Source organism: Salinispora sp. H7-4 (assembly GCF_013416675.1).
Classification (GTDB): domain Bacteria; phylum Actinomycetota; class Actinomycetes; order Mycobacteriales; family Micromonosporaceae; genus Micromonospora; species Micromonospora vitiensis.
In genome coordinates, this window is the sequence record NZ_JABZED010000003.1 from 456,020 (window position 1) to 479,908 (window position 23,889).

Annotated in this window: 21 protein-coding genes and 1 pseudogene; 9 read left to right on the forward strand and 13 right to left on the reverse strand. The window is 70.6% G+C overall.

The annotated features are described in order from the left end of the window. Positions 1-14 precede the first annotated feature (14 nt). From H0524_RS04025 to guaB, 3 genes are read right to left on the reverse strand one after another with little or no spacing between them, the layout of a single operon-like run. Positions 15-1,430 (reverse strand): M1 family metallopeptidase, encoded by a 1,416-nt coding sequence (locus tag H0524_RS04025; protein ID WP_180197427.1) that lies wholly within the window; start codon positions 1,428-1,430, stop codon positions 15-17. Positions 1,431-1,479: 49 nt separating this feature from the next. Beyond that, a complete protein-coding gene (locus H0524_RS04030; RefSeq protein ID WP_180197428.1) occupies positions 1,480-2,643 on the reverse strand; it encodes a GuaB3 family IMP dehydrogenase-related protein in 1,164 nt (387 codons plus the stop codon). 30 nt (positions 2,644-2,673) lie between these two features. Then, positions 2,674-4,236 carry an IMP dehydrogenase gene (gene guaB, locus H0524_RS04035; RefSeq protein WP_180197429.1) on the reverse strand — a complete coding sequence of 521 codons (1,563 nt, stop codon included), beginning with the start codon at positions 4,234-4,236 and terminating at the stop codon, positions 2,674-2,676. 205 nt (positions 4,237-4,441) lie between these two features. On the opposite strand from guaB, the gene H0524_RS04040 reads away from it, so the two are divergent. Further along, complete coding sequence (locus H0524_RS04040; protein WP_180197430.1) at positions 4,442-4,849, forward strand: DUF5319 domain-containing protein; 408 nt, start codon at positions 4,442-4,444, stop codon at positions 4,847-4,849. Positions 4,850-4,853: 4 nt separating this feature from the next. Here the strand turns inward: H0524_RS04040 and H0524_RS04045 are convergent, their stop codons facing one another. After that, positions 4,854-5,660: a response regulator transcription factor gene (locus tag H0524_RS04045; protein ID WP_180197431.1), complete on the reverse strand. Its 807-nt coding sequence runs from the start codon at positions 5,658-5,660 to the stop codon at positions 4,854-4,856. Between the two features lie 1,368 nt (positions 5,661-7,028). Here H0524_RS04045 and H0524_RS04050 point away from each other — a divergent pair. Beyond that, positions 7,029-7,541, forward strand: coding sequence for a GNAT family N-acetyltransferase (locus tag H0524_RS04050; protein ID WP_180197432.1), 513 nt, complete (start codon positions 7,029-7,031; stop codon positions 7,539-7,541). 216 nt (positions 7,542-7,757) lie between these two features. Here H0524_RS04050 and H0524_RS04055 read toward each other — a convergent pair whose 3' ends face one another. The 3 genes from H0524_RS04055 to groES form a co-directional block, all read right to left on the reverse strand. Beyond that, on the reverse strand, positions 7,758-9,353 hold the full coding sequence (locus tag H0524_RS04055; protein WP_180197433.1) for a molybdopterin-dependent oxidoreductase: 1,596 nt from the start codon (positions 9,351-9,353) through the stop codon (positions 7,758-7,760). A gap of 127 nt (positions 9,354-9,480) precedes the next feature. After that, the gene (gene groL, locus H0524_RS04060; protein WP_180197434.1) at positions 9,481-11,112 is read right to left on the reverse strand and encodes a chaperonin GroEL; all 1,632 of its coding nucleotides are present in this window, start codon (positions 11,110-11,112) and stop codon (positions 9,481-9,483) included. Positions 11,113-11,184: 72 nt separating this feature from the next. Continuing rightward, positions 11,185-11,499, reverse strand: coding sequence for a co-chaperone GroES (gene groES, locus H0524_RS04065; RefSeq protein WP_018222648.1), 315 nt, complete (start codon positions 11,497-11,499; stop codon positions 11,185-11,187). Positions 11,500-11,806: 307 nt separating this feature from the next. Between groES and H0524_RS04070 the strand changes: the two genes are divergently transcribed. Then, positions 11,807-13,063: a methyltransferase domain-containing protein gene (locus H0524_RS04070; protein WP_180197435.1), complete on the forward strand. Its 1,257-nt coding sequence runs from the start codon at positions 11,807-11,809 to the stop codon at positions 13,061-13,063. A 147-nt stretch (positions 13,064-13,210) separates the two neighbouring features. After that, a complete protein-coding gene (locus tag H0524_RS04075) occupies positions 13,211-14,140 on the forward strand; it encodes an alpha/beta fold hydrolase (protein WP_255435762.1) in 930 nt (309 codons plus the stop codon). Positions 14,141-14,311: 171 nt separating this feature from the next. Here the strand turns inward: H0524_RS04075 and H0524_RS04080 are convergent, their stop codons facing one another. Beyond that, positions 14,312-15,049, reverse strand: coding sequence for an ABC transporter permease (locus H0524_RS04080; RefSeq protein WP_180197437.1), 738 nt, complete (start codon positions 15,047-15,049; stop codon positions 14,312-14,314). After that, a pseudogene (locus H0524_RS04085) lies at positions 15,030-15,939 on the reverse strand (ABC transporter ATP-binding protein). The gene H0524_RS04080 and the pseudogene H0524_RS04085 overlap by 20 nt, the downstream one beginning before the upstream one ends. Positions 15,940-16,026: 87 nt before the next feature. Here H0524_RS04085 and H0524_RS04090 point away from each other — a divergent pair. The 5 genes from H0524_RS04090 to H0524_RS04110 all read left to right on the forward strand — a co-directional run bounded on the left by H0524_RS04090 (position 16,027) and on the right by H0524_RS04110 (position 21,331). After that, positions 16,027-16,617: a TetR/AcrR family transcriptional regulator gene (locus H0524_RS04090; RefSeq protein ID WP_180197439.1), complete on the forward strand. Its 591-nt coding sequence runs from the start codon at positions 16,027-16,029 to the stop codon at positions 16,615-16,617. Positions 16,618-16,815: 198 nt separating this feature from the next. Beyond that, positions 16,816-17,904, forward strand: a complete 1,089-nt coding sequence (locus H0524_RS04095; RefSeq protein ID WP_180197440.1) for a sugar ABC transporter substrate-binding protein — start codon at positions 16,816-16,818, stop codon at positions 17,902-17,904. 106 nt (positions 17,905-18,010) lie between these two features. Next, complete coding sequence (locus H0524_RS04100) at positions 18,011-18,826, forward strand: ATP-binding cassette domain-containing protein (protein ID WP_018729165.1); 816 nt, start codon at positions 18,011-18,013, stop codon at positions 18,824-18,826. Continuing rightward, on the forward strand, positions 18,823-20,085 hold the full coding sequence (locus H0524_RS04105) for a sugar ABC transporter permease (protein WP_018726195.1): 1,263 nt from the start codon (positions 18,823-18,825) through the stop codon (positions 20,083-20,085). The genes H0524_RS04100 and H0524_RS04105 overlap by 4 nt, the downstream gene beginning before the upstream one ends. A gap of 64 nt (positions 20,086-20,149) precedes the next feature. Further along, positions 20,150-21,331: an ROK family transcriptional regulator gene (locus tag H0524_RS04110; RefSeq protein WP_180197441.1), complete on the forward strand. Its 1,182-nt coding sequence runs from the start codon at positions 20,150-20,152 to the stop codon at positions 21,329-21,331. Between the two features lie 35 nt (positions 21,332-21,366). Here the strand turns inward: H0524_RS04110 and H0524_RS04115 are convergent, their stop codons facing one another. Genes H0524_RS04115 through tsaB form a run of 4 tightly spaced genes read right to left on the reverse strand, consistent with a single transcriptional unit; the run spans position 21,367 to position 23,852 of the window. Then, positions 21,367-21,621 (reverse strand): hypothetical protein, encoded by a 255-nt coding sequence (locus H0524_RS04115; RefSeq protein ID WP_180197442.1) that lies wholly within the window; start codon positions 21,619-21,621, stop codon positions 21,367-21,369. Between the two features lie 2 nt (positions 21,622-21,623). Continuing rightward, entirely contained in the window at positions 21,624-22,682 is a 1,059-nt protein-coding gene (gene tsaD / locus H0524_RS04120; protein ID WP_180197443.1) for a tRNA (adenosine(37)-N6)-threonylcarbamoyltransferase complex transferase subunit TsaD, read from the reverse strand. Continuing rightward, positions 22,675-23,178, reverse strand: coding sequence for a ribosomal protein S18-alanine N-acetyltransferase (gene rimI / locus H0524_RS04125; RefSeq protein ID WP_180197444.1), 504 nt, complete (start codon positions 23,176-23,178; stop codon positions 22,675-22,677). Before rimI ends, tsaD begins: the two co-directional genes overlap by 8 nt. Then, positions 23,175-23,852 (reverse strand): tRNA (adenosine(37)-N6)-threonylcarbamoyltransferase complex dimerization subunit type 1 TsaB, encoded by a 678-nt coding sequence (tsaB, locus tag H0524_RS04130; protein ID WP_180197445.1) that lies wholly within the window; start codon positions 23,850-23,852, stop codon positions 23,175-23,177. Before tsaB ends, rimI begins: the two co-directional genes overlap by 4 nt. Between the last annotated feature and the right edge of the window lie 37 nt (positions 23,853-23,889).

Consider the following 23,889-nt stretch of genomic DNA (forward strand, 5'->3'; position numbering starts at 1 on the left):
GCGCCAGAGGCAGCTCAGCCCCGTTCGGGGAGAGCGGGTGGGGTGGTGCCGGAGAGCCAGGCGTCGAAGAACTCGCCGAGCTGCGCCCCGGAGACCCGCTCAGCCAGTTCGATGAGGTCATCGGTGCTGCCGTAGCCGTCGCGCCGCTCGGCCGTCCAGGCCCGCAGGATGGCGAAGAAGGCATCGTCGCCGACCGTCCGCCGCAGCGCGTGCACGGTCAGTGCTCCGCGCTGGTAGACGGCGGTGCCGAACATCTGCTCCGGCCCCGGGTCCAGGGCCGGCAGCGACCAGTCGGTCACCGCGTAGAGGCTCTCGAACACACGCTGCAACGACCGATCCTCCTGGTGCTCCGCCCAGAGCCACTCGGCGTAGGTGGCGAAGCCCTCGTTCAGCCAGATGTCCCGCCACCGGGTCACCGCCACGCTGTTGCCGAACCACTGGTGCGCAATTTCGTGGACGACCACATCGAAGTTGGGGCGCCCGCTGAGAAAGAAGGCAGGGCCGTACACCGGACGGGACTGCGTCTCCAACGCGTACCCCACCCGTTGGTCGGCGACCACCACCCCGCCGTAGGAGTCGAACGGGTACGGCCCGAAGCGGTCGGCCAGGAAGTCGGCGATCTCGCCGGTACGGGCCAGCGAGACGGCCTCCGGGCCGGTCTCCGCGAGCGACTCCGACACGGCGGTGACGATCGGCTTCCCGGCGTGGGTGCCGGTCTCCACCCGGTAGTCGCCGATCACCAGGGTGGTCAGATAGCTCGCCATCGGGGCCCGCTGCGCCCAGCGCCACGTGGTCCGGCCGTCAGCGCTGCTCTGCTCCCCGGGCACCCCGTTGCTGAGCGCGGCGAGCCCGTCCGGGACAGTGACCTCGATGTCGTACGTCGCCTTGTCGCTCGGGTGGTCGTTCACCGGGAACCAGGCGGCGGCCGAGTAGGGCTGGCCGAGCACGATCGCACCGTCCTCGGTGTGCAGGAAGCCGCCACCGCCCAGCGGACCGTTCGGCCGGGTGCCGGGTTGGCCGGCGTACTCGACCGCGACGGTGAAGCGGCCGCCCTGGGCCAGCCCCCGCGCCGGCGTCACCACCAGCTCGTCGCCGTCGCGGCGGTACCGGGCCCGGTCCCCATCCACCGTTACCGCCGTGACCTCCAGACCCTGCAGGTCCAGGTTGAACCGGGACAGCGGTTGGGTGGCGACGGCGGTGACCGCCGCCTGCCCCTGGAGCCGGTCGCTGGCCGGGTCGTAGTCGACGGCGAGCCGGTAGTGCTCCACGTCGTATCCGCCGTTGCCCGCCCCCGGCACGTACGGGTCACCCAGCTCGACGGCGCCCGGGCGGAAGTCGTCGCCCGGGCTCGCGGAGGAGCAGCCGGTGAACAGGGTCGCCGCCACGACGACGGCGAGGCCCGGTCGAACCCGGGCGGAGGTGGACCGCACCGGTCGAGCCTAACCACCCGACCGGCGCGATGATGCCCCTCCGCGTCGCTCAGCGATCCAGGACCAGGCCGACCTTCTGGAACTCCTTGAGGTCCCGGTAGCCACACTTGGCCATCGCCCGGCGCAGCCCACCGAAGAGGTTGAGCTGGCCATCCGGCTCGTCGGCCGGGCCGTACAGCAGCCGTTCCATCGAGCCGGCCGGCTCGCCGGCGGCCTCGAAGGCGCCCCGGGGCAGTGCCGGGTGGCTGGCGGCCGAGTGCCACCAGGCGCCACCGGCCGGCGCCTCCGGGCAGAGCGAGAGCGGCTCACCCAGCATCACCGCGTCGGCGCCGCAGCCAAGTGCCTTGGCGATGTCACCGGACGTCCGGATATCGCCGTCGGCGATCAGGTGGACGTAGCGGCCGCCGGTCTCGTCCAGGTAGTCCCGGCGCGCCGCCGCGGCGTCGGCGATCGCGGTGGCCATCGGCACCCGGATGCCGAGCACCGACTCGGTGGTTGACCAGTCGTCGCCACCGATCCCCACGATCACCCCGGCGGCGCCGGTGCGCATCAGGTGCAGGGCGGTCTTGTAGTCGGTGCAGCCGCCGACGACCACCGGTAGGTCGAGGTCGGCGATGAACTCCTTGAGGTTCAGCGGCTCGTCGGTGGTGGAGACGTGCTCGGCCGAGACGATGGTGCCCTGGATCACCAGGATGTCCACCCCGGCGTCGAGGATCACCGGGGCGAGCGCCAGGGTGTGCTGCGGCGAGACGCGTACCGCCACCGTCTGGCCGCCGGCCCGCAGTTCACGAACCCGCTCGGCGATCAGGTCCGCGCGGATCGGCTCGGCGTACACCTCCTGAAGCCGCCGGGTGTGGTGCAGCCCGGTCCCGCCGGCGCGGGTGGGGCGGGGCGACGGGCCGGTGGCGTCCGCGCCCAGGCTGGCCAGCTCCGCCAGCACCTTCGCCGGGTTCTCGTACCGGGTCCACAGACCCTCCACGTTGAGCACACCGAGGCCGCCGAGCTGGCCGAGCCGCACCGCCGAGGCCGGGCTCATCGTCGCGTCGGAGGGGTGACCGACGCAGGGGATGCCGAACGGGTACGCGTCGAGCTGCCAGGCCGTCGACACGTCATCGACGTCCCGGGTACGGCGGCTCGGCACGATCGCGATGTCGTCCAGGTGGTAGCCGCGCTGCGCGGTCTTGCCCAGCCCGATCTCGACCACGTCACGCATGGAAACTCCAGACGGTAGGGGGTGGTGGGGTCAGCGGGTTTGGTAGTTGGGTGCCTCAGCGACCATCTGGATGTCGTGCGGGTGGCTCTCCTTGAGCCCGGCCGCGGTGATCCGAATGAGCTGTCCGCGCTGGTGCAGCTCGGCAACGCTCTCCGCGCCGGCGTACCCCATCGCCAGGCGCAACCCGCCGACCAGCTGATGGGCGACCTGGGCGAGCGGGCCACGGTACGGCACCTGACCTTCGACGCCCTCGGGGACGAGCTTCTCGTCGCTGGTGACATCCTCCTGGAAGTAGCGGTCCTTCGAGTACGACCGGACCTGGCCCCGGGACTGCATCGCGCCCAGCGAGCCCATCCCCCGGTATGCCTTGTACTGCTTGCCGTTGATGAAGATCAGCTCGCCGGGGCTCTCCGCGCAGCCGGCGAGCAGGCCGCCCAGCATCACCGTATCGGCACCGGCCACCAGCGCCTTGGCGATGTCGCCGGAGTACTGGATGCCACCGTCCCCGATGACCGGAACGCCGGCCGGTCGGGCCGCCCGGGCCGCTTCCATGATCGCGGTCACCTGCGGCACACCGACGCCGGCCACGATCCGCGTCGTGCAGATCGCCCCCGGCCCGACCCCCACCTTGACCCCGTCCACACCGGCCTCGACGAGCGCCTTCGCCCCCGCGTACGTGGCGACGTTACCGCCGACGACATCGACCCGGACGTCCTTCTTGATCCGGGCGACCATCTCCAGCACCGCCCGCTGGTGGCCGTGCGCGGTGTCCACGATCAGTACGTCCACGCCGGCGTCCACCAGGGCACGGGACCGCTTGTACGCGTCCTCGCCCACGCCGACGGCGGCGGCGACGCGAAGCCGGCCGGCGGAGTCCTTGGTGGCGTTCGGGTACTGCTCGCTCTTGGTGAAGTCCTTGACGGTGATCAGGCCACGCAGCTTGCCGCTGCCGTCAACGATCGGCAGCTTCTCGACCTTGTGCTGCCGCAGCAGGCCGAGCGCGTCCTCCTTGCTGACGCCGACCGGGGCGGTGACCAGCGGGGTCCGGGTCATGATCTCGCGGACCGGCGTGGCCGGGTCGGAGACGAAGCGCATGTCGCGGTTGGTGACGATGCCGACCAGTTGCCCGTCGCCGTCCACCACCGGCACCCCGGAGATCCGGTACTGCCCACAGAGCGTGTCCACGTCCTTGAGGGTGTCGCGCGGGCCCGCGGTCACCGGATTGGTGATCATGCCCGACTCGGAGCGCTTCACCAGATCGACCTGGAGCGCCTGGTCCTCCACCGAGAGATTGCGGTGGAGCACGCCGATTCCGCCCTGGCGGGCCATGGCGATCGCCATCCGGCCCTCTGTCACCGTGTCCATCGCGCTGGACAGCAGTGGGATGTTCAGCTCGATGGTGCGGGTCAGCTTCGTGCGGGTGTTCACCCGGCTCGGCACGACATCCGACTCGCCCGGCTGGAGCAGCACATCGTCGAAGGTCAGACCGAGGGGAACCACCCGCGCCGAACCGGCGGGCAGCTCCGGTAGGTGACCGCCCAGCTCACCGCTTTCGGCGTCGGTCGGTTGAACGGTGCTGGGCGAATTTTCCACGATTGCTCCCCTGAGCTGCTCGAACGGGCTTCAGCGAGGTGGCGCGGGCGGGCACCGGCAGAAACCGGGTAGCGGCGCTTCGCCCATCGTACCCATCGACTGGCCGCGCCCCTGCTGCCGGCGGGCAGGTCACGTATGCCCAGGGCGGGCAGGTCACGTCGGCCCAGGGCGGGCGGCGAACGAGCGTTGGGTCTACGGTGAGGGGGTGCACGACGAGCCCATCGATCCCTTCAACGGAGAGCCAGCCGACCCGGTGGCGGGCCAGCCCGGTTCCGGCGACGCTGAGCTCGACCCACTGAGCGACGCCGAGCGGCAGGAGGTGCTGGAGGACCTGGCCGACCTGGAGATCTACCAGGCACTGCTGGCGCCGATCGGCGTACGCGGCCTGGTGATCAAGTGCGAGGACTGCCGGGAGCCACACTACTTCGACTGGGATCTACTTCGTGGCAACCTGCGCCACCTACTCAGCTCCGGGCACCCCCGGGTGCACGAGCCGGCGTACGACCCCGATCCGGATCACTACGTGACCTGGGACTACGCCCGCGGGTACGCCGACGGGGTGCACGACACCCTCAGCGACGGCACCGACGAGGAGCCGGACTCCAACCGCTGATCCATCAGGCGACCAGTCCGGCGCGGAAGCCGGCGGCGACGGCGTGGGCACGGTCCCGGGCGCCAAGCTTGCGGAAGAGTCGTCGGGCGTGGGTCTTCACCGTGTCCTCGGAGACGAACAACTCCCGGCCGATCTCGGCGTTGCTCTTGCCCTCGGCCATCCCCAGGAGCACCTGTAGCTCCCGCTCGGTCAGCCCGACCCCGGGCCGCGACTCCCGAGCTGGGGCGCCGGCGGGCACCGCCGCGGGCTCACCCGCCGGGTCGGCGGGATCGTCGCCGCGCTGCACCGGTACGACCGTGGGCCCCCCACCGGCCCCCTCGGCGGCCCCGGCCGGCCACCCCGACGGTGGGTCAGCAGGAGCCCGGCCACCGGGAGTAGCGCGGGCCGACCCGCCCACCGAAGCCGCGTCCCGGGCCGGATCGACCCGGTGGCGGTTGGCCCGCCCGGGGGCGGAGAGCAGCAGCAGCGCCTTCGCCACCGAGCTGGTGAGGTCGTGGTCGGCGCCCTGAATCAGCCCACGGGCACCCGCGCTGATCGTCGCCGCCGCCGACTCGGACTCCTCGACTCCCAGCAGCACCACCGCCGCCTGCGGTGCCCGGGCCAGGACCCGGCGAACGAACCCCGCACTGTCTGGCCGGGTCAGCGCCGTATCAACGAGCACCACATCGGCGGGGCGTTCAGCGAGACGCAGCATCACCTCCGGGTCGGAGACGGCAGTCCGCACCGCCCCAGACAGCCCCAGCCGCGCCGCGGCGGAGGTCAGGTGTTGCGCCGCCAAGGGCGTCCGAACGCACACGAGAACCGTACGCACAGTGGTCTCCTCTCCGTCAACGAGCAGACCATGACGGAGTCCGGTCGGGAGGGGGTTCCCGCCAATCCTTCGAACTTTTCCGACAGTTGGGGTATTTGCCGCAAGTTGTCCGGGGTTACCGTTCCTGGGGGACGACCAGATGGACAGGCAACACGATCAACCGGGCCACACCGAGGCGCTGGCGCGGTTGGCGGCGAGTGACCGGGGCGGGGGGTCGGGGGTTGGCCCTGGGCGTGGTGGCCGCCGGGGTGAGGTGGCGGCGCTGCAGCGCCGCCACGGGTGAGGTGGCGGCGCTGCGGCGCCGCCACGGGTGAGGTGGCGGCGCTGCGGCGCCGGTTCTCTCCGACCGGACTCTCACCAGAGCCCGGTGCGGTCAACGCACCCGCGTGGCGGGCGGCTCGCCGCTCCAGGACCCAGCCGCGATGCGTCGTTGTTTGCACTCCGCCGTGAACGTCCGCCGTTTCGGGCGTCCGCCCGGCTCAAGGGTTGCGCCGAAGCGAGCGCCGTTACTACTTCGTGGGCTGGCGGGTTCCGGGGCAGTCGCCCCGGCCGCCCATCGCCGTGTGTGGTGGGCAAGAGCTGCCCGGCCTCACACCGACCCGGGCACCGCAGGCTGGGCACTGTGACTGAGGCGACATAGCTGGGCTCCCTTCTCAGCTGAACCACCGGGAGGGCGCGCCAACCGGACCGTCGACACACCCGGGCCCGGCTCCGGGCCCTCCACCGGCAGCTGAGCTTTCCCCCGCACGGCGCCGTCAACCCCGCGAACTGTTGCGCGCCAGCTAAATGTCAGTGGTCGCGCCGGATGTCAGTGACATCAGGCGTGAGGCGGTGTTGGCGCGGGCTGGCCACACAGTTAGGGGTCGGGGCTGTCGCCGGCCAGGGGTGGCCCAGTCGTGGCGGCTGTCCCATCCGTGGTCAATCTCCTGCAGCGAGGTCCAGCGGTAGTACCCGACGATGGCGGCCGGGTGCCACCATCGGTAGCGATCCACCCCGCAGCCCGGTAGAACGCGCTTCGCGGGAGTTGCCGCCGCGGCACAGCACTCCTCGGATCTGGCCCGGTAAGTATCCTTGATTGCTTGCCGAACTCTTTTTGAGGTTGACCGCGGCCGCACCGCAAATCAATGTTGCAATGGTCCTCAATCTGGGGGGCGCCCCGCAGTCCTGGCGGAAAACCAACGGATATGGCCGACCTACGGAGACACAAGGGTCGATGATCGTCGCAGTGATGGTTTCCACTATGTTCACGACGGATTTGTCCGGTGAACGTAGTGGAGGACACCGCCGATCCTGTCGCGTGCCGATGCCGGCATCACCTGGGCGGTTAATGTGTTGCGTCGGTCGAAAGGGGCGGTAAAGATTACCGACATGCCGCAGGTGGAGATCGAGATTCGGCCCTACACCAACGACGACTGGGATGCGATCGCGCGCATTCACGACGCCGCGCGACGTGACGAGTTACGCGGATCCGCCGGGGTTGAGGCTTTCCTGACCCTTGCGCAGACCGCCGAGGGAGAAGGGCTTTTCGACGGGCACCTGTGGGTGGCGGAGGCCGGTGGCAGCGTAGCCGGCTTCGTCGCACTCGACGACGACGAAGTAACCTGGCTGTACGTCGACCCGCAACACTACCGGCAGGGAATCGGCAGGGCGCTGCTGTGCTACGCGGTCGCCGCAGCCGGGCCCCGGGTCGAGGTCACCGTGCTCGACGGTAACCCGGCCGCCGAGGCGCTCTACGCCAGCGAGGGGTTCACCGTCACGCAGACCCGGACCGGCCCGCTGGTCGGCAACGAGACGTTCACCGCCACCGGTCACATCATGCACCTCGACAAGTCCGACGCGGCACCGGACGAGCGTCGGGTGCCGACCGTCGACACGGTGTGACCGGCCGACCCTCCGCCGGGGCGCACCGTCGCCCCGCCGGCTTACGGGCGCGAGGTGACAAACAGCTGAACGGGCGTTGGAGCGATTTGTGGCGAAGTCCAAGCCGCTGTTCGGGATGCAGGCGCCTCTGTCTGTCAAGTGGCCGCTGGGTGTGTTTGTTTCTGATCTCTGAGGATTCGTCGGTAGATGACGTTGGCGAGACGGCGTACCGGCGGGTCAGCCAACCGTGACGCGCACCGTGTGCCAACCGGTAGCGCCGTCCGGAGCCACCGGCGCGCTCCGGCCGGTCTGCGTCTCACCGGTCACGTCGGTGGCCCGAACCTGAAGCGTGTGCTCCCCCGGCGTCGCGTCCCACCGCCACGACCACTGCACCCAGGTATCCACCGAGACCGTCGGCGCGAGGTCCGCCTCCCGCCAGGGCCCCTCGTCCACCCGGACCTCCACCCGCCGGATCCCCCGGTGCTGCGCCCAGGCGACACCGGCGACCACCACCTCCCCCGCCACCAGCCGACTCCGCCGCCGGGGCGTGTCGATCCGCGACTGGGTCTTCACCGGGCCCTGCGGCGACCAGCCGCGCGGCACCCAGTACGCGTCGAAGTCCGCGAAGCTGGTCAACTCCAGCTCGGTGATCCACTTACAGGCCGACACGTAGCCGTACAGGCCCGGCACCACCATCCGAACCGGGAAGCCGTGCTCGACCGGCAGCGGCTCACCGTTCATGCCGACCGCCAGCAACGCGTCCCGGCCGTCCCGCAGCACCGCCGTGGGGGTGCCGCAGGTCCAGCCGTCAACCGACCGCCCAACGACCTGATCCGCGCCCGCCAGCGGCTCCGCCTCGGCCAACAGATCCCGCAACGGCACCCCCAACCAGCGGGCGTTGCCGATCAGGTCACCACCGACCTCATTCGACACACAGGCCAATGTGACGTACCGCTCGACCAGCGGCCGGGCCAGCAGGTCGGCGAAGCTGAGGGTGATCGGGTTGCGGACCCGGCCATGGATGCGCAACCGCCAGGTGGCCGGATCCACCTGCGGCACCACCAGGGCGGTGTCGATCCGGTAGAAGCTGGATCTGGGCGTGACGTAGGAGGCGAGCTGGGCCAGGTCCAGGTCGGCTCCGGCCGGCACCGCGGCAGCCGGCGAGGCCGGGGCCGGTAGCACGACCGCCGCCCGGGCCGCCGACACTCCCCGCCGGCCGCTCAGCCACCGGCCGCCGACGCCGGCCGCCGACGCCGCCCCGAGCAGTAGCCCACTCGCGGTGAGGAACCGTCGCCGGGACTCCGGACTCGGACCCGCGGCCTGCTCCCGGTCAGCTGGCCCCGCCACCGGCGCCCCGGAGTCGGCCGGTGGGGTGGGGGCGGACCAGGGCCATGGATCCAGCTCCAACGGGCCCTGGATGAACGCCCAGAGCACCAACCCACCGAGGCTGCCCCCGGCCAGCGCCGGCAGGGCGGCGGCGAGGTCCGCATCGGCCCGGGTCAGGGCGGCGAACGCCCCCAGCGCGGTGAACGCCGTAACACCGGCCAGCCCGTACGCCAGGTGCCGCCGGGACAGTACGCCGAGCAGCGCGGCGAAGCCGGCCAGCAGCAGGGCCGTACCCACCAACAGGGCGACCTTGTCGTAGCTGCCGAAGAGCGCGATGCCGAACTGTTTGAGTGGCTCCGGCACGGTGTCGACCACCAGCCCGCCGACGGCTACCAGCGGAGCGGAACGGGGGCCGGTCAACACCGCGACAAGCTCCGCCGAGCCGATCGCCACCGCAGCGGCGATCACCCCGGCCGAAGCGGCGTGGCGACGGGTCGTACTGGTCACGCGGACCAGTGTTTCCGATCTCGGTCCACACCGGTAGCCACGTCAGCGTTCCGTAAGCAGTCTGGAAGACGCGTCGGGGCGCGTCGCCACTGTGGACGAAGCGCCCCGACCGAGCGTCCGGCGTGGGTCAGAAACCCGGGCCGTGCTGGTGACCGTGGCCGTGGCCAGCCGCAGCCGGCTCCGGCTCCTGCGGCTTCTCCACCACGAGGCTCTCGGTGGTGAGCAGCAGGCCCGCGATCGACGCGGCGTTGACGACGGCGTTGCGGGTCACCTTCACCGGGTCGAGGATGCCGGCCTTGGCCAGGTCGACGTACTCGCCCGTCGCTGCGTCGAGGCCGTGACCCCAGTTCTTGTCGACGACCTTCTGCACCACGACATAGCCGTCGTGGCCAGCGTTCTGGGCGATCCAGCGCAGCGGCTCGACCAGCGCCTTGCGCACGATCGAGACGCCGACCTTCTCGTCCCCGACGAGGCCGAGGTCACCGTCGAGCGCCGGCAGGACCTGGGCCAGGGCGGCGCCACCGCCGGGCACCGTGCCCTCCTCGACCGCGGCCTTGGTGGCGGCGATGGCGTCCTCGATGCGGTGCTTGCGCTCCTTCATCTCGACCTCGGTCGCCGCGCCCGCCCGGATCACGGCGACGCCGCCGGAGAGCTTGGCCAGCCGCTCGGCGAGCTTCTCCCGGTCCCACTCGGAGTCCGAAGCCTCGATCTCCTTGCGGATCTGCGCGACCCGGTCGGCGGCGTCGGCGGCCTTGCCGCCGCCGTCAACGATGGTGGTGTTCTCCTTGTCGACCACCACCCGGCGGGCGGTGCCGAGCACCTCCAGCCCGACCTGGTCAAGCTTGTAGCCCAGCTCCGGGGCGACCAGCTCGGCGCCGGTCAGGATCGCCATGTCCTGCAGCATCGCCTTGCGGCGGTCACCGAAGCCGGGAGCCTTCACCGCGCAGACCTTCATGGTCTTACGGAGTGCGTTGACCACCAGCGTGGACAGCGCCTGACCCTCGACGTCCTCGGCGATGATCAACAGCGGCTTGCTCTCCTGGAGGACCTTCTCCAGCAGCGGCAGCAGCTCCTCGATCGCCGAGATCTTCTGCGTGGTGATGAGGATGTACGGGTCCTCCAGGACCGACTCCTGCCCCTCCGTGTCAGTGACGAAGTTGGGCGAGATGAAGCCCTTGTCGAACTGGAGACCCTCGGTCACGTCCAGCTCGGTGGCGAGGGTGGAGCCCTCCTCGACGGTGATGACACCGTCGCGGCCGACCCGCTCCATCGCCTCGGCGATGAGCTCACCGATCGTGGCGTCCTGCGCGGAGACGGTCGCGACGTGCGCGATCGCCGCCTTGTCCGACACCTCGACGGCCTTGCCGAGCAACGCCTCGGAGACCTTGGTGGCCGCCGCGTCGATGCCCCGCTTGAGGCCGGTCGGGTTGGCGCCGGCCGCCACGTTGCGCAGGCCCTCCCGGACCAACGCCTGGGCCAGCACGGTGGCGGTGGTGGTCCCGTCGCCGGCGACGTCGTTGGTCTTGGTCGCCACCTCCTTGACCAGCTGCGCACCGAGGTTCTCGTGCGGGTCGGTGAGCTCGATCTCCTTGGCGATGGTCACGCCATCGTTGGTGATCGTGGGCGCACCAAATTTCTTGTCCAGGACGACGTTGCGCCCGCGGGGGCCGAGGGTGACCTTGACCGCATCCGCGAGGGCGTTGACACCGTGCTCCAGCTGGTGCCGAGCGTCGTCCGAGAAGCTCAGGATCTTCGCCATGAATGTCCCTTCAAAGCGTCGTCGCCCCGGCCCGGCGAGCCGGACCGGGGCGACCACACTGCTCTCGGTTACCTACTTCTCGATGACCGCGAGGACGTCGCGGGCGGAGAGCACCAGGTACTCCTCGCCGGCGTACTTGACCTCGGTGCCGCCGTACTTCGAGTAGAGGACGGTGTCGCCGACCTTGACGTCGATCGGCACGCGGTTGCCCTTGTCGTCGATCCGGCCCGGGCCGACAGCGAGGACGGTGCCCTCCTGCGGCTTCTCCTTGGCGGTGTCGGGAATCACGATGCCCGACGCCGTGGTGGTCTCAGCCTCATTCGCCTGGACCACGATGCGGTCCTCAAGCGGCTTGATCGCAACCTTGGTCGCGGTAGTCACGGGCATACCCTCCTGGGGTACTTGGTTTCGTTACCGACCGGCAAACCGGCCAGCTCAATCTGCCACATGCCACCGGGCGGGGCCGTCGTCGCGGGTGCCGGTCCGCCTGGCGTTAACCTGCCGGGCACCAGGGCCCGGAGGTTGGCACCCTCACCTCGAGAGTGCTAATCGCAGGTTATTCCTCGGCTAGCACTCCGTCAAGGAGAGTGCCAACAACCGCCCCAGCGCGTCGCGGTACGACGTGAGGTGGGCCGGCGCACGCCCGGCAACACCCCGGCTCCGGCCCCCGCGGACCAGCCGGAAGAATGACGGGGTGGACCTGGGACAGCTGGCACGGCTGCGTACCCCCGCGGGGTCGGCAGCGCTGACGGCGGCCACCGAGCTGGCCGGGGGTGATCCGCTGGCCGCGGCGACGGCGCTCCGCTCCGCCGGGTTCCCGGCCGACCTGGCCGCGGCGGCGCTGACCCAGGCCGAGCTGCGCCGGCGTGCGGTGGGCAAGTTCGGTCCGGTGGCGGCCGACATGTTCTTCACCCGAGCCGGTCTGGAGCAGGCCACCCGCCAGGTGGTGGCGCGGCGACGCGCCGAACGGCTGCGCACCAGCGGCGTCCGCGCCCTGGCCGACCTCGGCTGCGGAATCGGCGCGGACGCGCTCGCCGCCGCCCGGGCCGGGATCCGGGTGTTCGGGGTGGAGGCCGACCCACTCACCGCCGCGACCGCCACCGCGAACGCCGAGGCGACCGGATTCGCCGAACGCTTCACCGTCGAACGCCGGGACGCAACCACCTTCGATCTGCACCGGGTGGACGGGGTCTTCTGTGACCCCGCCCGCCGGGCCTCCGGTCGACGGATCTTCGACCCGAACGCCTACTCCCCGCCGTGGGACTTCGTACTCTCGCTGGCCGAACGGGTGCCGCGGACGGTCGTCAAGGTGGCACCCGGCCTGGACCACGCACTGATCCCACCCGGCGCGGAGGCGGAGTGGGTCAGCGTCAACGGCGACCTGGTCGAGGCCGCCCTGTGGTGCGGCGAGCTGGCGACGGCGACCCGCCGGGCGACCGTGCTGCGGGAAGAGCCGCCGACCGAACCCGTCGGCCGGGTCGGACCCGCCACGCAGCACACGAGGGCGCACGAGCTGACCAGCTCCCGCGTCACCGAGGCCCCGGTCGGGCCGGTCCGCCGCTACGTTTACGACCCGGACCCGGCGGTGATCCGCGCACACCTCGTCGCCGAGCTGGCCGGCGCCCTCGACGCCACGCTCGCCGACCCGACGATCGCCTACCTGTACGCCGACACTCCCACCCCAACCCCCTTCGCCCGCTGCCTGGAGATCACCGACGTACTGCCGTTCTCGCTGAAGCGGCTCCGTGCCCTGCTGCGCGAGCGGCGGGTCGGCCGGGTGGAGATCCGCAAGCGGGGTTCGGCTCTCGAGCCGGAGCAGCTCCGCCGCGATCTGCGGTTGACCGGCGACCAGCCGGCCAGCCTCGTGCTGACCCGGGTGGACGGCGCCCCCACGGTGCTGATCTGCCGTCCCGGCCCCGGCTGGATCGGCGCCAGGCGCGGCCGCTACTGATACCTGTTGACGTGGGCGAAAACAGCATCAAGATCAGCCCGAATCAGAAGCACGCCGACAGCACGACGCACATAAGATTCACGTATGGAACTACCCAATTTAGATAGAAGGAAGCTGCTCGGACTCGGCGCCGGATCGGCGACCACAATGGCCCTCGGCACCAGCGCACACGCTGCACCATCGGAAGTAGACGCTCGCAGAAGACCATCGGCGAGCCGCCTCGCGGCCAGTCTTCCCGGATCGTTCACCAGCGAGTACGTACAGACCAACGGCGTACGCCTGCACTACGTCGCCGGCGGCAGCGGAGCGCCCCTGATTCTGCTGCACGGCTGGCCGCAGACATGGTGGGAATATCGCGCCGTTATGCCCGATCTTGCCAAAAAATATCGTGTTATTGCCGTGGATCTACGCGGCGGCGGCGATTCCGGCAAGCCTCAGTCCGGTTATGACAAGAAGACGATGGCGGCCGACATCGCGGGTTTGATTACCGCACTCGGATACACCAAGGCACATGTCGCCGGCCACGACATCGGGGCCATGGTGGCCTTCAGCCTCGCGGTGAACACGCCCCAGGCCGTGGACAAACTCGTGATGCTGGATGTCACCCACCCCGACAGCGGATACTACGAGGCCCGCATGCTGCCCGTACCGGGCGCGGGGTTCCACCCGTGGTGGTGGGCCTTCAACCAGGTGAACGGCCTGCCCGAACGCCTCGTCACCGGCCGCTCCCGCATCCTCATCGACTGGATGTTCGACAGTTTCCTGGTGAACCAGGATGCGATCAGTGCCGCCGACCGCGCCATCTTCGCCCACGCGTACGCAACACCGGACGCAATCCGGGGTGGCAACGGCTGGTACCAGACGTTCGGTCAGGACATCATCGACAACGAGGCGTACGGGCAGATCGCCACACCGACCCTGGGCCTGGCGTCCCCGGCGTTCTACCCCAGCTTCGCCGCGGTCCTCAGCCAGCAGGCGACCAACCTCCAGTTGGCGCAGATCGAGGACACCGGCCACTACTTCCTCGACGAACAACCAGCGGCCGTCGTCGCGCACCTGATGGCCTTTCTCGGCTGACCCACGAACGCGGGAGCCCGCACGTCTCGCGCGGGCTCCCGGAACCATCCCCGCCTTCCCGAAGCTTTTGTGATCAACACTCTGGCCACCTTCGCCGAGTTCGAGGTCAACCTCCTGCGGATACGACCCCTGATCTGCCCCCGGCCCAGGCGGGGTCGGCGGCGGGTCGGCTCAGTCGCGTCGGGTCATGATGTGCAGGGTGGCGGCGAGGCCGAGGACGCACCACGCGGCCAGGACCGCGTACGGCCCGGCCGAAACGCCCGCCGGGCCGGCGGTGAGGGAGTCGCGGACCACCTGCGCCATGTGCTGGAACGGCAGCACCTGGTGGATCGTCTGCAGCCACTCCGGGAGCCGGTCGGCGGGGAAGTTGATCGGCGAGAACATCAACGCGATGAAGACGATGAGCTGGGTGACCATGTTCGTCACCGGTGGCGGGGCCGCGTAGGCGATCGCGAGGCCGACGGTGGTCGCGGCGAGCGCGACCAGAACCGCGGCGGGTACGGCCAGCCAGCTCACCCGCAGGGTGAGATCGAAACGCAGCTCCGCGACCAGCAGCCCGAGGAGTAGTCCCGGCGCCCCGACGACCAACCAGGTGGTGACCTCCGAGAGCACCACCGCGGTCCGCGGTACGGGCAGTGTCTGGTGGTAGGTGAAGGTGCCCTCGGTCTTCGCGGTGGCGACCAGTTGCGGTGCCATCACCATGCCGATCGTGATCAGGCCCAGGGTCGGCGCCCCGGTGGCGAGGTAACGCGCGGTGGCCGGGTCGATCTGCGGCAGCAGGAACGCGAACCCGAGGACGATCCCCACCGAGAGGAAGATCTGGACGACCAGCACCAGCGAGAGCAGGTAGCGCAGCCGGATCGCCGACCAGCGCAGCAGGAGCAGGTAGCTACGGAACCAGTGTCGCATCAGGGTTACTCCGGGTTCGCGGTCAGGGTGAGGTAGAACTCTTCGAGGCCGACGGGGTTGAGCGAGAAGCGGCTGGTCACTGACGCCGCCCAGGCCACCGCGAGCTGCGCGTGCTCGGCGGCGAGGGTGATGGTGAGCCGGTCGCCCGCCCGGCTGGTGCGCAGCGCCCAGGCGGGCACCGTCGGTGCGGCGGTCCCGCTCACCTCCAGGCGCAGCTGTCGGTCCGGGGCCAGCGCGGCCGGCGGGCCGGTGGCGGTGACCCGGCCGCGGTCGAGGATCACCACCGTGTCGATCACCCGTTCGGCCTCGGCGATGTTGTGGGTGACCAGGACGACTCCGTGCCCCGCCGCGGCCAGTTCCCGAACCTGCGCCCGGAGCAGGCGCCGGCGGGCCGGGTCCACGTCGTTGGTGGGTTCGTCCAACATGACCAGCCGGCCCGGCTGGACGACCGCCATGCAGAACGCGGTGAGTCGCCGCACCCCGCCGGAGAGGCGTTCGCCGGGCTGGTCCGCCCACTGCTCGATGTCCAGGGCGGCGAGCAGTTCGGTGGTCCGGCGTCGCACCGCCCGGCCGTGGCCACCGCGGATTCTGCCGATGCTCTCGATCGCCTGGCGGACGGTGACACCGGTGAGTGGGGCGTGGGCCTGCGGCTGGAACGAGCAGACCGAGCGCGCCCAGGCGGGTTCGGCGACCGGGTCGCGGCCGAGCAGGGTAATCGTGCCGCCGGTCGGTCGAGCCAGGCCGACGACCTGGTTCAGCAGGGTGGTCTTGCCGGCGCCGTTGTGTCCGAGCAGGCCGAGGAGTTCACCGCCGGCCACCGCCAGGCTGATGCCGTCGTTGGCGCGCACCCCACGGCGATAGACCTTGGTCAGGTTGTCGAGGTACAGCATGAGGACTCTCCGAATACCGATGAGTATCTGGATACCGAACGGTATGCAAGTACCGGAGCGTATGTCAATGGGGTAGGTTCGGTACCCATGGCGGAACGACTCACCCGGGCACAGCGACAGGAGCTCACTCGGGCCCGCCTACTGGACGCCGCGGAGGCCCGGTTCGGCGACCGCGGGATTCACCAGACCTCACTGGATGAGATCGCCGCCTCCGTCGGCCTGACCAAGGGCGCCATCTACGCGAACTTCAGCAGCAAGAACGACCTCATCGCGGCGATCCTGGAGCGCAAGGTCGGCAGCCACGAAGAACCGCACCCGATCCAGTCCCTGGCCACCTGGGCGGCTCGCCTCGGCGACAGCTTCGAGTCCAACGCGGATCGCGCGGAGACGCGCCGCTTCGCGCTGGCGCTCATCGAGTTCTGGCTCCACGGCATGCGTAACGAACCCACCCGAGCGCTCCTGGCCCAGTGGCTCCGGACCGCCCGCGAAGTCAACGCCCAGGACGCCGCCACCCTGACCGGTGCCGACCTCCCCCTCCCCGCCGACCAGCTGGCCACCCTGCTCCTGGCGCTCGACATCGGTGTTGGCCTCCAACGTCTACTGGACCCCGAGGCGGTACCGGCCGAGGTCTACACCGCCGGTGTCGAGGCGATTCTGGGGCGCGAACACCCGAAGTGACCCCGTGCCGGTGACCTCGCCAGGCAAGGACACGGCGGACCGGGCCCCGGCACAGCCCAAGACCACGACGTTGCCGAATTGTTACTGCCGGCAACAAACTCATGACCTCGCCACTCTTGTGTCGTCCAGGGATCGCGGAATAGGTTGCCGGGCACAACAAACCATCCCCCAATCCCCCACCTGGAAAGGACCCTGCAGATGCGCAAGGGTTTCCTCGCCGCTGCCACCGTCGGCCTCCTGGCCACCGGCAGCATGGCGGCCTGTGGCGACAACTCCGACGAGGAGTCGGCCGGCAAGACCCCCAAGGTCGGCGTGATCCTCCCGGACAGCAAGTCCTCCGCCCGCTGGGAGGGCGCGGACCGCAAGTTTCTGGAGGAGGCCTTCAAGGAGGCCGGCGTCGAGGCCGACATCCAGAACGCGCAGGGTGACAAGACCCAGTTCCAGACCATCGCGGACCAGATGATCACCCAGGGGGTCACCGCCCTGATGATCGTCAACCTGGACTCCGGCACCGGCAAGGCCGTCCTGGACAAGGCCAAGTCGCAGGGGGTCGCCACCATCGACTACGACCGCCTCACCCTCGGCGGCTCGGCGGAGTACTACGTCAGCTTCGACAACGAGGCCGTCGGCAAGCTCCAGGGCGAAGGCCTGATCAAGTGCCTCACCGACGGCGGCGTGCAGAACCCCTCGATCGTGTACCTGAACGGCGCGCCGACCGACAACAACGCCACCCTGTTCAAGAACGGCTACGACTCGGTCCTCAAGCCGAAGTTCGACGCCGGCGAGTACCAGCAGGTCGCGGACGACTCCGTACCGGACTGGGACAACGCGCAGGCCGCCACCATCTTCGAGCAGCAGCTCACCGAATCCGGCGGCAAGATCGACGGAGTGCTCGCGGCGAACGACGGGCTCGGCAACGCCGCCATCTCGGTGCTGAAGAAGAACAAGCTCAACGGCAAGGTCCCGGTCACCGGCCAGGACGCCACCCCGCAGGGCCTACAGAACATCCTCGCCGGTGACCAGTGCATGACCGTCTACAAGGCGATCAAGCAGGAGGCCCAGGCCGCCGCCGAACTGGCCATCTCGCTGGCCAAGGGGGAGCGGAAGGAGACCGGCCAGACCGTCACGGACCCGGAGAGCGGCCGGGATGTGCCCGCCGTGCTGCTCACCCCCCAGGCGATCTACAAGGAGAGCGTCAAGGACGTCATCGCCGACGGCTTCGTGACCAAGGACGAGGTCTGCACCGACGCGTACGCCGAACTCTGCGCGAGCGCCGGCATCAGCTGACCTTCGCCGCGGCGGCGTCGCCCGGCACGGGCCACCCCGTGCCGGGCGATGTGTCGCCGCATCCGGTGGTACGACGATCTCCCCTCACGTGCGTTAAGGAGTCCCCGTGTCCGCGACCCCCCTGCTGGAGCTGCGCGGGATCGACAAGAGCTTCGGTCCCGTCCAGGTCCTGCGTGATGTCGCTCTCTCCGCCTTTCCCGGACAGGTGACCGCGCTGGTCGGCGACAACGGCGCCGGTAAGTCCACCCTGGTCAAGTGCATCAGCGGCATCTACCCGACCGACGCTGGCGAGTTCCTCTTCAACGGCCACCCGGTGAGCATCCACAACCCCCGCGACGCCGCCGCACTCGGCATCGAGGTCGTCTACCAGGACCTCGCGCTCTGCGACAACCTCGACATCGTGCAGAACATGTTCCTCGGCCGGGAGAAGCGGCACGGCCTCGTGCTCGACGAGCCGACCATGGAGCAGATGGCGGCGGACACGCTCGCCGGGCTCTCCGTCCGCACCGTCAAGTCGCTCCGCCAGCAGGTTTCCAGCCTCTCCGGAGGCCAACGGCAGACCGTGGCGATCGCCAAGGCGGTGCTCTGGAACAGCAAGGTCGTCATCCTAGACGAGCCGACCGCCGCGCTCGGGGTCGCGCAGACCGCACAGGTGCTGGAGTTGGTTCGCCGGCTGGCCGACAACGGCCTCGCGGTCGTACTCATCTCCCACAACATGAACGATGTCTTCGCCGTCTCCGACCGGATCGCCGCGCTCTACCTGGGCCAGATGGTCGCCCAGGTGAAGACCACCGACATCACCCACGCCCAGATCGTTGAGCTGATCACCGCCGGCCGCTCCGGTGCGCTCGGGCTCAACGCGGGCAACGGATCGAACGACACCGGCGGGGAGCCCGCCGCCGCCCCGGGAGCCGCCCGATGACCAGCACCGCCCTCCCCGACCAGGAATCCGTGGCCACCCCCGCCGCCGTACCCACCCTCACCGGCCACGTGCGCGGCTACCTCAGCCGGGTACGCGGCGGGGAGATCGGTGCCCTACCCGCCGTCCTCGGCCTGATCGTGCTCTGCACCGTCTTCGCGATCATGCGGCCGTCGTTCCTCACCACCGCCAACTTCGCCAACCTGTTCACCCAGGGGGCAGCGGTCACGCTGATCGCCATGGGGCTGGTCTTCGTCCTGCTGCTCGGCGAGATCGATCTCTCCGCCGGCTTCGCCAGCGGCGTCTGTGCCGCGGTGCTGGCCAACGTGGTCACGGTCCTCGGCTACCCGTGGTACGTCGCGGTGCTCGCCGCTGTTCTCACCGGAGTGTTGATCGGCAGCGTGCTCGGTATGCTGGTCGCGAAGATCGGTATTCCGTCCTTCGTGGTCACCCTCGCCGGCTTCCTGGCCTTCCAGGGCATCGTGCTGCTGCTGATGGAGGAGGGCAGGAACATCTCGGTCCGCGACCCGGTGCTGGTGGCGATCGCGAACCGCAACCTGCCACCGGCTCTCGGCTGGGCCCTGGCCGGGCTCGCCGTCGCCGGCTACGCCGCGGTCCAGACGATGCGGTACCGCAACCGTGCGGCCCGGGGCCTGGTCACCGACCCACGCACCGTGGTCCTCGCCCGGGTCGTCGGGCTGGCCGCCGTACTCGGCACGACGGTCTACCTCCTCAACCAGGAACGCAGCTTCAACGTCCTGATCAATTCACTCAAGGGCGTACCGATCGTGGTGCCACTGATCGCGGTACTGCTGATCACCGGGACCTTCGTACTGCAGCGCACCAGCTACGGCCGGCACATCTACGCGGTCGGCGGCAACAAGGAAGCAGCCCGCCGAGCCGGGATCAACGTCGACCGGATCCGTATCTCCGTCTTCGTGATCTGCTCCGCGATGGCCGCGATCGGCGGCATTGTCGCCGCCAGCCGGGCCAACTCGGTCGACCCGAACACCGGTGGCAGTAACGTACTGCTCTACGCCGTCGGCGCGGCGGTGATCGGTGGCACCAGCCTCTTCGGTGGCAAGGGTCGGGTCCTCGACGCGGTGCTCGGCGGTGCGGTCGTCGCGGTGATCGACAATGGGATGGGTCTGATGGGCTACAGCTCAGGGGTCAAGTACGTGGTAACCGGGGTGGTCCTACTCCTCGCCGCCAGTGTGGACGCGCTGTCCCGGCGCCGGGCCGCCGCCAGCGGCGGCCGCTGACCGGGCCGGCCCGACCAGGCCACCGACGCCGCCCCGCCACCGCACTGAGGAGCAGTACGTCGCAATGCGCGCAGGACCGAGCCAGGACGAGATCCGTCGGCAGAACCTCGGAGCGCTGCTGCGGTACGTCCACATGCACGGGGCGACGTCCCGGGCCGAGCTGACCACCACGCTGGGGCTGAACCGCAGCACCATCGGCGCACTCACCACCGACCTCGCCGCCGCCGGCCTGGTGAGCGAGGGTGCGCCGAAGGAGACCGGCCGGGCCGGACGACCGTCGCTGGTCGTCCGGCCCGAGTCGGCCCGGGTGCACGCGTACGCGTACAGCATCGAGGTGGACCGGCTGCGGGCCGCGCGGATCGGGCTCGGCGGCGGGGTGCTCGACCGGCGGGAACTGGCGCGTCCGCGCGGCATCACCGCCGCCGAGGCCGCGCCGTTGCTGGCCCGGGCGGCGCGGGAGATGCAAGAGTCCGTGCCCGCCGACGCGATCTGCGTCGGCGCGGGCGTCGCCGTCTGCGGCCTGGTCCGTCGGGACGACGGACTGGTCCGGCTCGGCCCCACGCTGGGCTGGGTGGACGAGCCGATCGGTGCGGCGATCGGCGCCGAGCTGGGGCCGGACGTTCCGGTCGTCGTCGGCAACGTCGCCGACATGGCGGCCTTCGCCGAACACACCCGCGGCGCCGCCACCGGCTGCGACAACCTGATCTATCTGTACGGCGATGTCGGCGTCGGCGCCGGCATCATCACCGGTGGGCGTCGGCTGACCGGACACGGCGGCTACGGCGGCGAGGTCGGACACATGGTGGTCCGGCGGGACGGCACCCGCTGCGAGTGTGGGTCACGCGGCTGCTGGGAGACGGAGATCGGCGAACACGGGCTGCTGCAGGCCGCCGGCCGCTCCGACACCCAGGGCCGGGACGCGCTGCTGGCCGTCTTCGAGGCCGCCGACCGGGGCGACGCCCGAGCCCAGACCGCGGTCCGCACCGCCGGCGACTGGCTCGGCTTCGGCGTGGCCAACCTCGTCAACATCTTCAACCCGGAGTTGGTCATCTTCGGCGGTGCCATGCGGGACCTCTACCTGGCCGCCGCCGCCCAGGTGCGCAGCCGGCTCAACGCCAGCGCCCTGCCCGCCTGTGTGGAACACGTCCGGCTGCGCACCCCCGAACTCGGCGACGACGCCGCCCTGATCGGCGCGGCCGAACTCGCCTTCGAACGGCTCCTCGCCGACCCGCTCGACGTCAACTGAACCCCGTCCCCCGGGTGGACTGATCGGCGCGGGGGTCAGCGATCGACCGGCGTGAAGTCCCAGGAGTACGGGGGACGCGCGACCAGGGTCACCGGCGCCTCGGGCAGCGGACGGGGGTTGCCCCGCCACTTCGAGATCACCACGACCCGGTCATCGGTGGAGGAGAAGACCTCGCTCGACACGTGCAACGGGTCGTGTTCAAACTCCGGCAGGGCGGTCTCGCACACCCAGGTGATCAGGTCGGCCATCCCGTACGGCTCAGCCCGTACCTCCCACATCCGCACGATCATGTCTACTCCTCCCCGGTAACACTGACTGTCGTCAGTGGCATCGCCGAATCGGCGGGCAGGTCCAGGCGGCTCGGCGCGACACCGGCGGCGACCAGGTGTGAGCCGAGCGCGGCGACCATCGCGCCGTTGTCCGTACACAACGTCGGGCGGGGCGTTCGCACCCGAATGTCGTACTTCGCCGCGCGCTGCTCGGCCATCGCCCGCAGCCGCGAGTTGGCCGCCACTCCGCCCCCGATCACCAGGGTCTGCACCCCGCTCGACCGGCAGGCATCCAGTGCCTTCCCGATCAGCACGTCGCAAACCGCCTCCTGGAAGGAGGCGGCGACATCGGCGACCGGGATGGGCTCGCCGGCCCGCTGCCGACGCTCCACCCAACGCGCCACCGCGGTCTTCAACCCGGAGAAGGAGAAGTCGTAGCGGTGCGCTGCCAGGTCCTTGGCCGCGGTCAACCCGCGGGGGAACGCGATGGCGGCCGGGTCACCGGCGCGGGCCTCGCGATCGATGTACGGGCCACCGGGGAAGGGCAGCCCGAGGAGGCGGGCGACCTTGTCGAACGCCTCGCCGGCCGCGTCGTCGATCGTGGCGCCGAGCGGGGTGACACCCTGGGCCAGGTTGTCAACGAGCAGCAGCGACGAGTGCCCGCCCGAGACCAGCAGGGCGATCGCCGGCTCGGGCAGCGGCCCGTGTTCCAGGGTGTCCACGGCGACGTGCGCGGCCAGGTGGTTCACGCCGTACACCGGCTTGTCGGCGGCGACCGCGTACCCCTTGGCCGCGGCGACCCCGACCAGCAGCGCCCCGGCCAGACCGGGGCCGGAGGTTACCGCGATGGCGTCGATGTCAGCGAGCGTCACCCCCGCCTCCGTCAGCGCCCGGTTCATCGTCGGGACGATCGCCTCCAGGTGGGCCCGGCTGGCCACCTCCGGCACCACGCCGCCGAACCGGGCGTGCTGCTCGACGCTGCTGGCCAACGCGTCGGCGAGCAGGGTGTGGCCCCGGACAACACCGACCCCGGTCTCGTCGCAGGACGTCTCGATCCCCAGGACCAGGGGTTCGTCAGCCATCGGTCAACTCCTCGTCCCGGCGCATGACCAACGCATCGGTGTTGCGCGGCTGGTAGTACCCGCGCCGCACTCCGATCGCCTCGAAGCCATGCGCCGCGTAAAGCTTCTGCGCCGGGGCGTTGTCCGCGGCCACCTCCAGCAGGGTGGCCTGCACCCGCAGTCGCGCCGCCTCGGCCAACAACGCGCGCAACAGCAGCCGCCCGACCCCGCGCCGCTGCGCGGACCGGCAGACGGCGATGTTCTGCACCCACGCCTCCTCGCCGGCGACAGCGGTGAGTCCCGCGTAGCCGAGCAGGGCTCCCCCCTCGGTCGCCACCAGGTAGTGGTGCCCGTTGGCGAGTTCGTTCCAGAACATCGCGGAGGACCACTGCTCGACACCGAAGAGGTCCGCCTCGATCGGCAACACCTCGGCGATATGCCACCAGCGGAACCGCTCCAGGTGGAGGCCACTCCCCCCGCCACCCGGTTCGCCGCCCGGGTTCGCTTCCCTACTCACGGCAGGACCGACTTGCGGCCCGCCGCCGCGACCGCGTCCGGGCGGCGCAGGTAGAGCGGGGTGAGCGGCTCACCGGGGGCACCGGCGGCGATCCGCTCCGCCGCGAGCTGCGCCAGGGCCACCGGCATCGGGTAGCGGGGCTCGTCGCCGACCGGCACCTCCAGCGTCGGCGCGTACCGGTGCGCGCCGTCGCCGACCGCGGCGACAACCGCCAGGTCACGGGCGCGGGCGGCGGCGACCGGCGGAGCGGAGACCTCGGGGCCGACGATCCGTTGGCCGGCCCCGTCGTACACCGCCCAGTAGATTTCCCGGCGGCGCGCATCGGTCGCCGCCAGGACCGGCTCACCGGCGGCGGCCGGGAAGCCGATGGCGTCCAGTGAACAGACCCCGTAGGTCGGCACGCCGAGCGCCTGCCCCATCGTGGCAGCGGTGACCAGCCCCACCCGCAGCCCGGTGAACGGGCCCGGCCCGAGGCCGGCGACGATCGCACCGAGAGCGGAGGGGCGCACACCGACGTCGGCCAGGACCGCGTCAACCTGTGGGGCGAGCAGCTCACCGTGTGCTCGGGCGTCGACGGCGCAGCGCTGCGCCCGCACCTCGACGCCGGCCGCCGTGACCTGCACCAGCGCGGCGATCACCGCGGGAGTCGAGCTGTCCACCACCAGTACGAGCACGGTGAACCAGCCTAGCCGCCCGGCTGTCGGGCCCGGC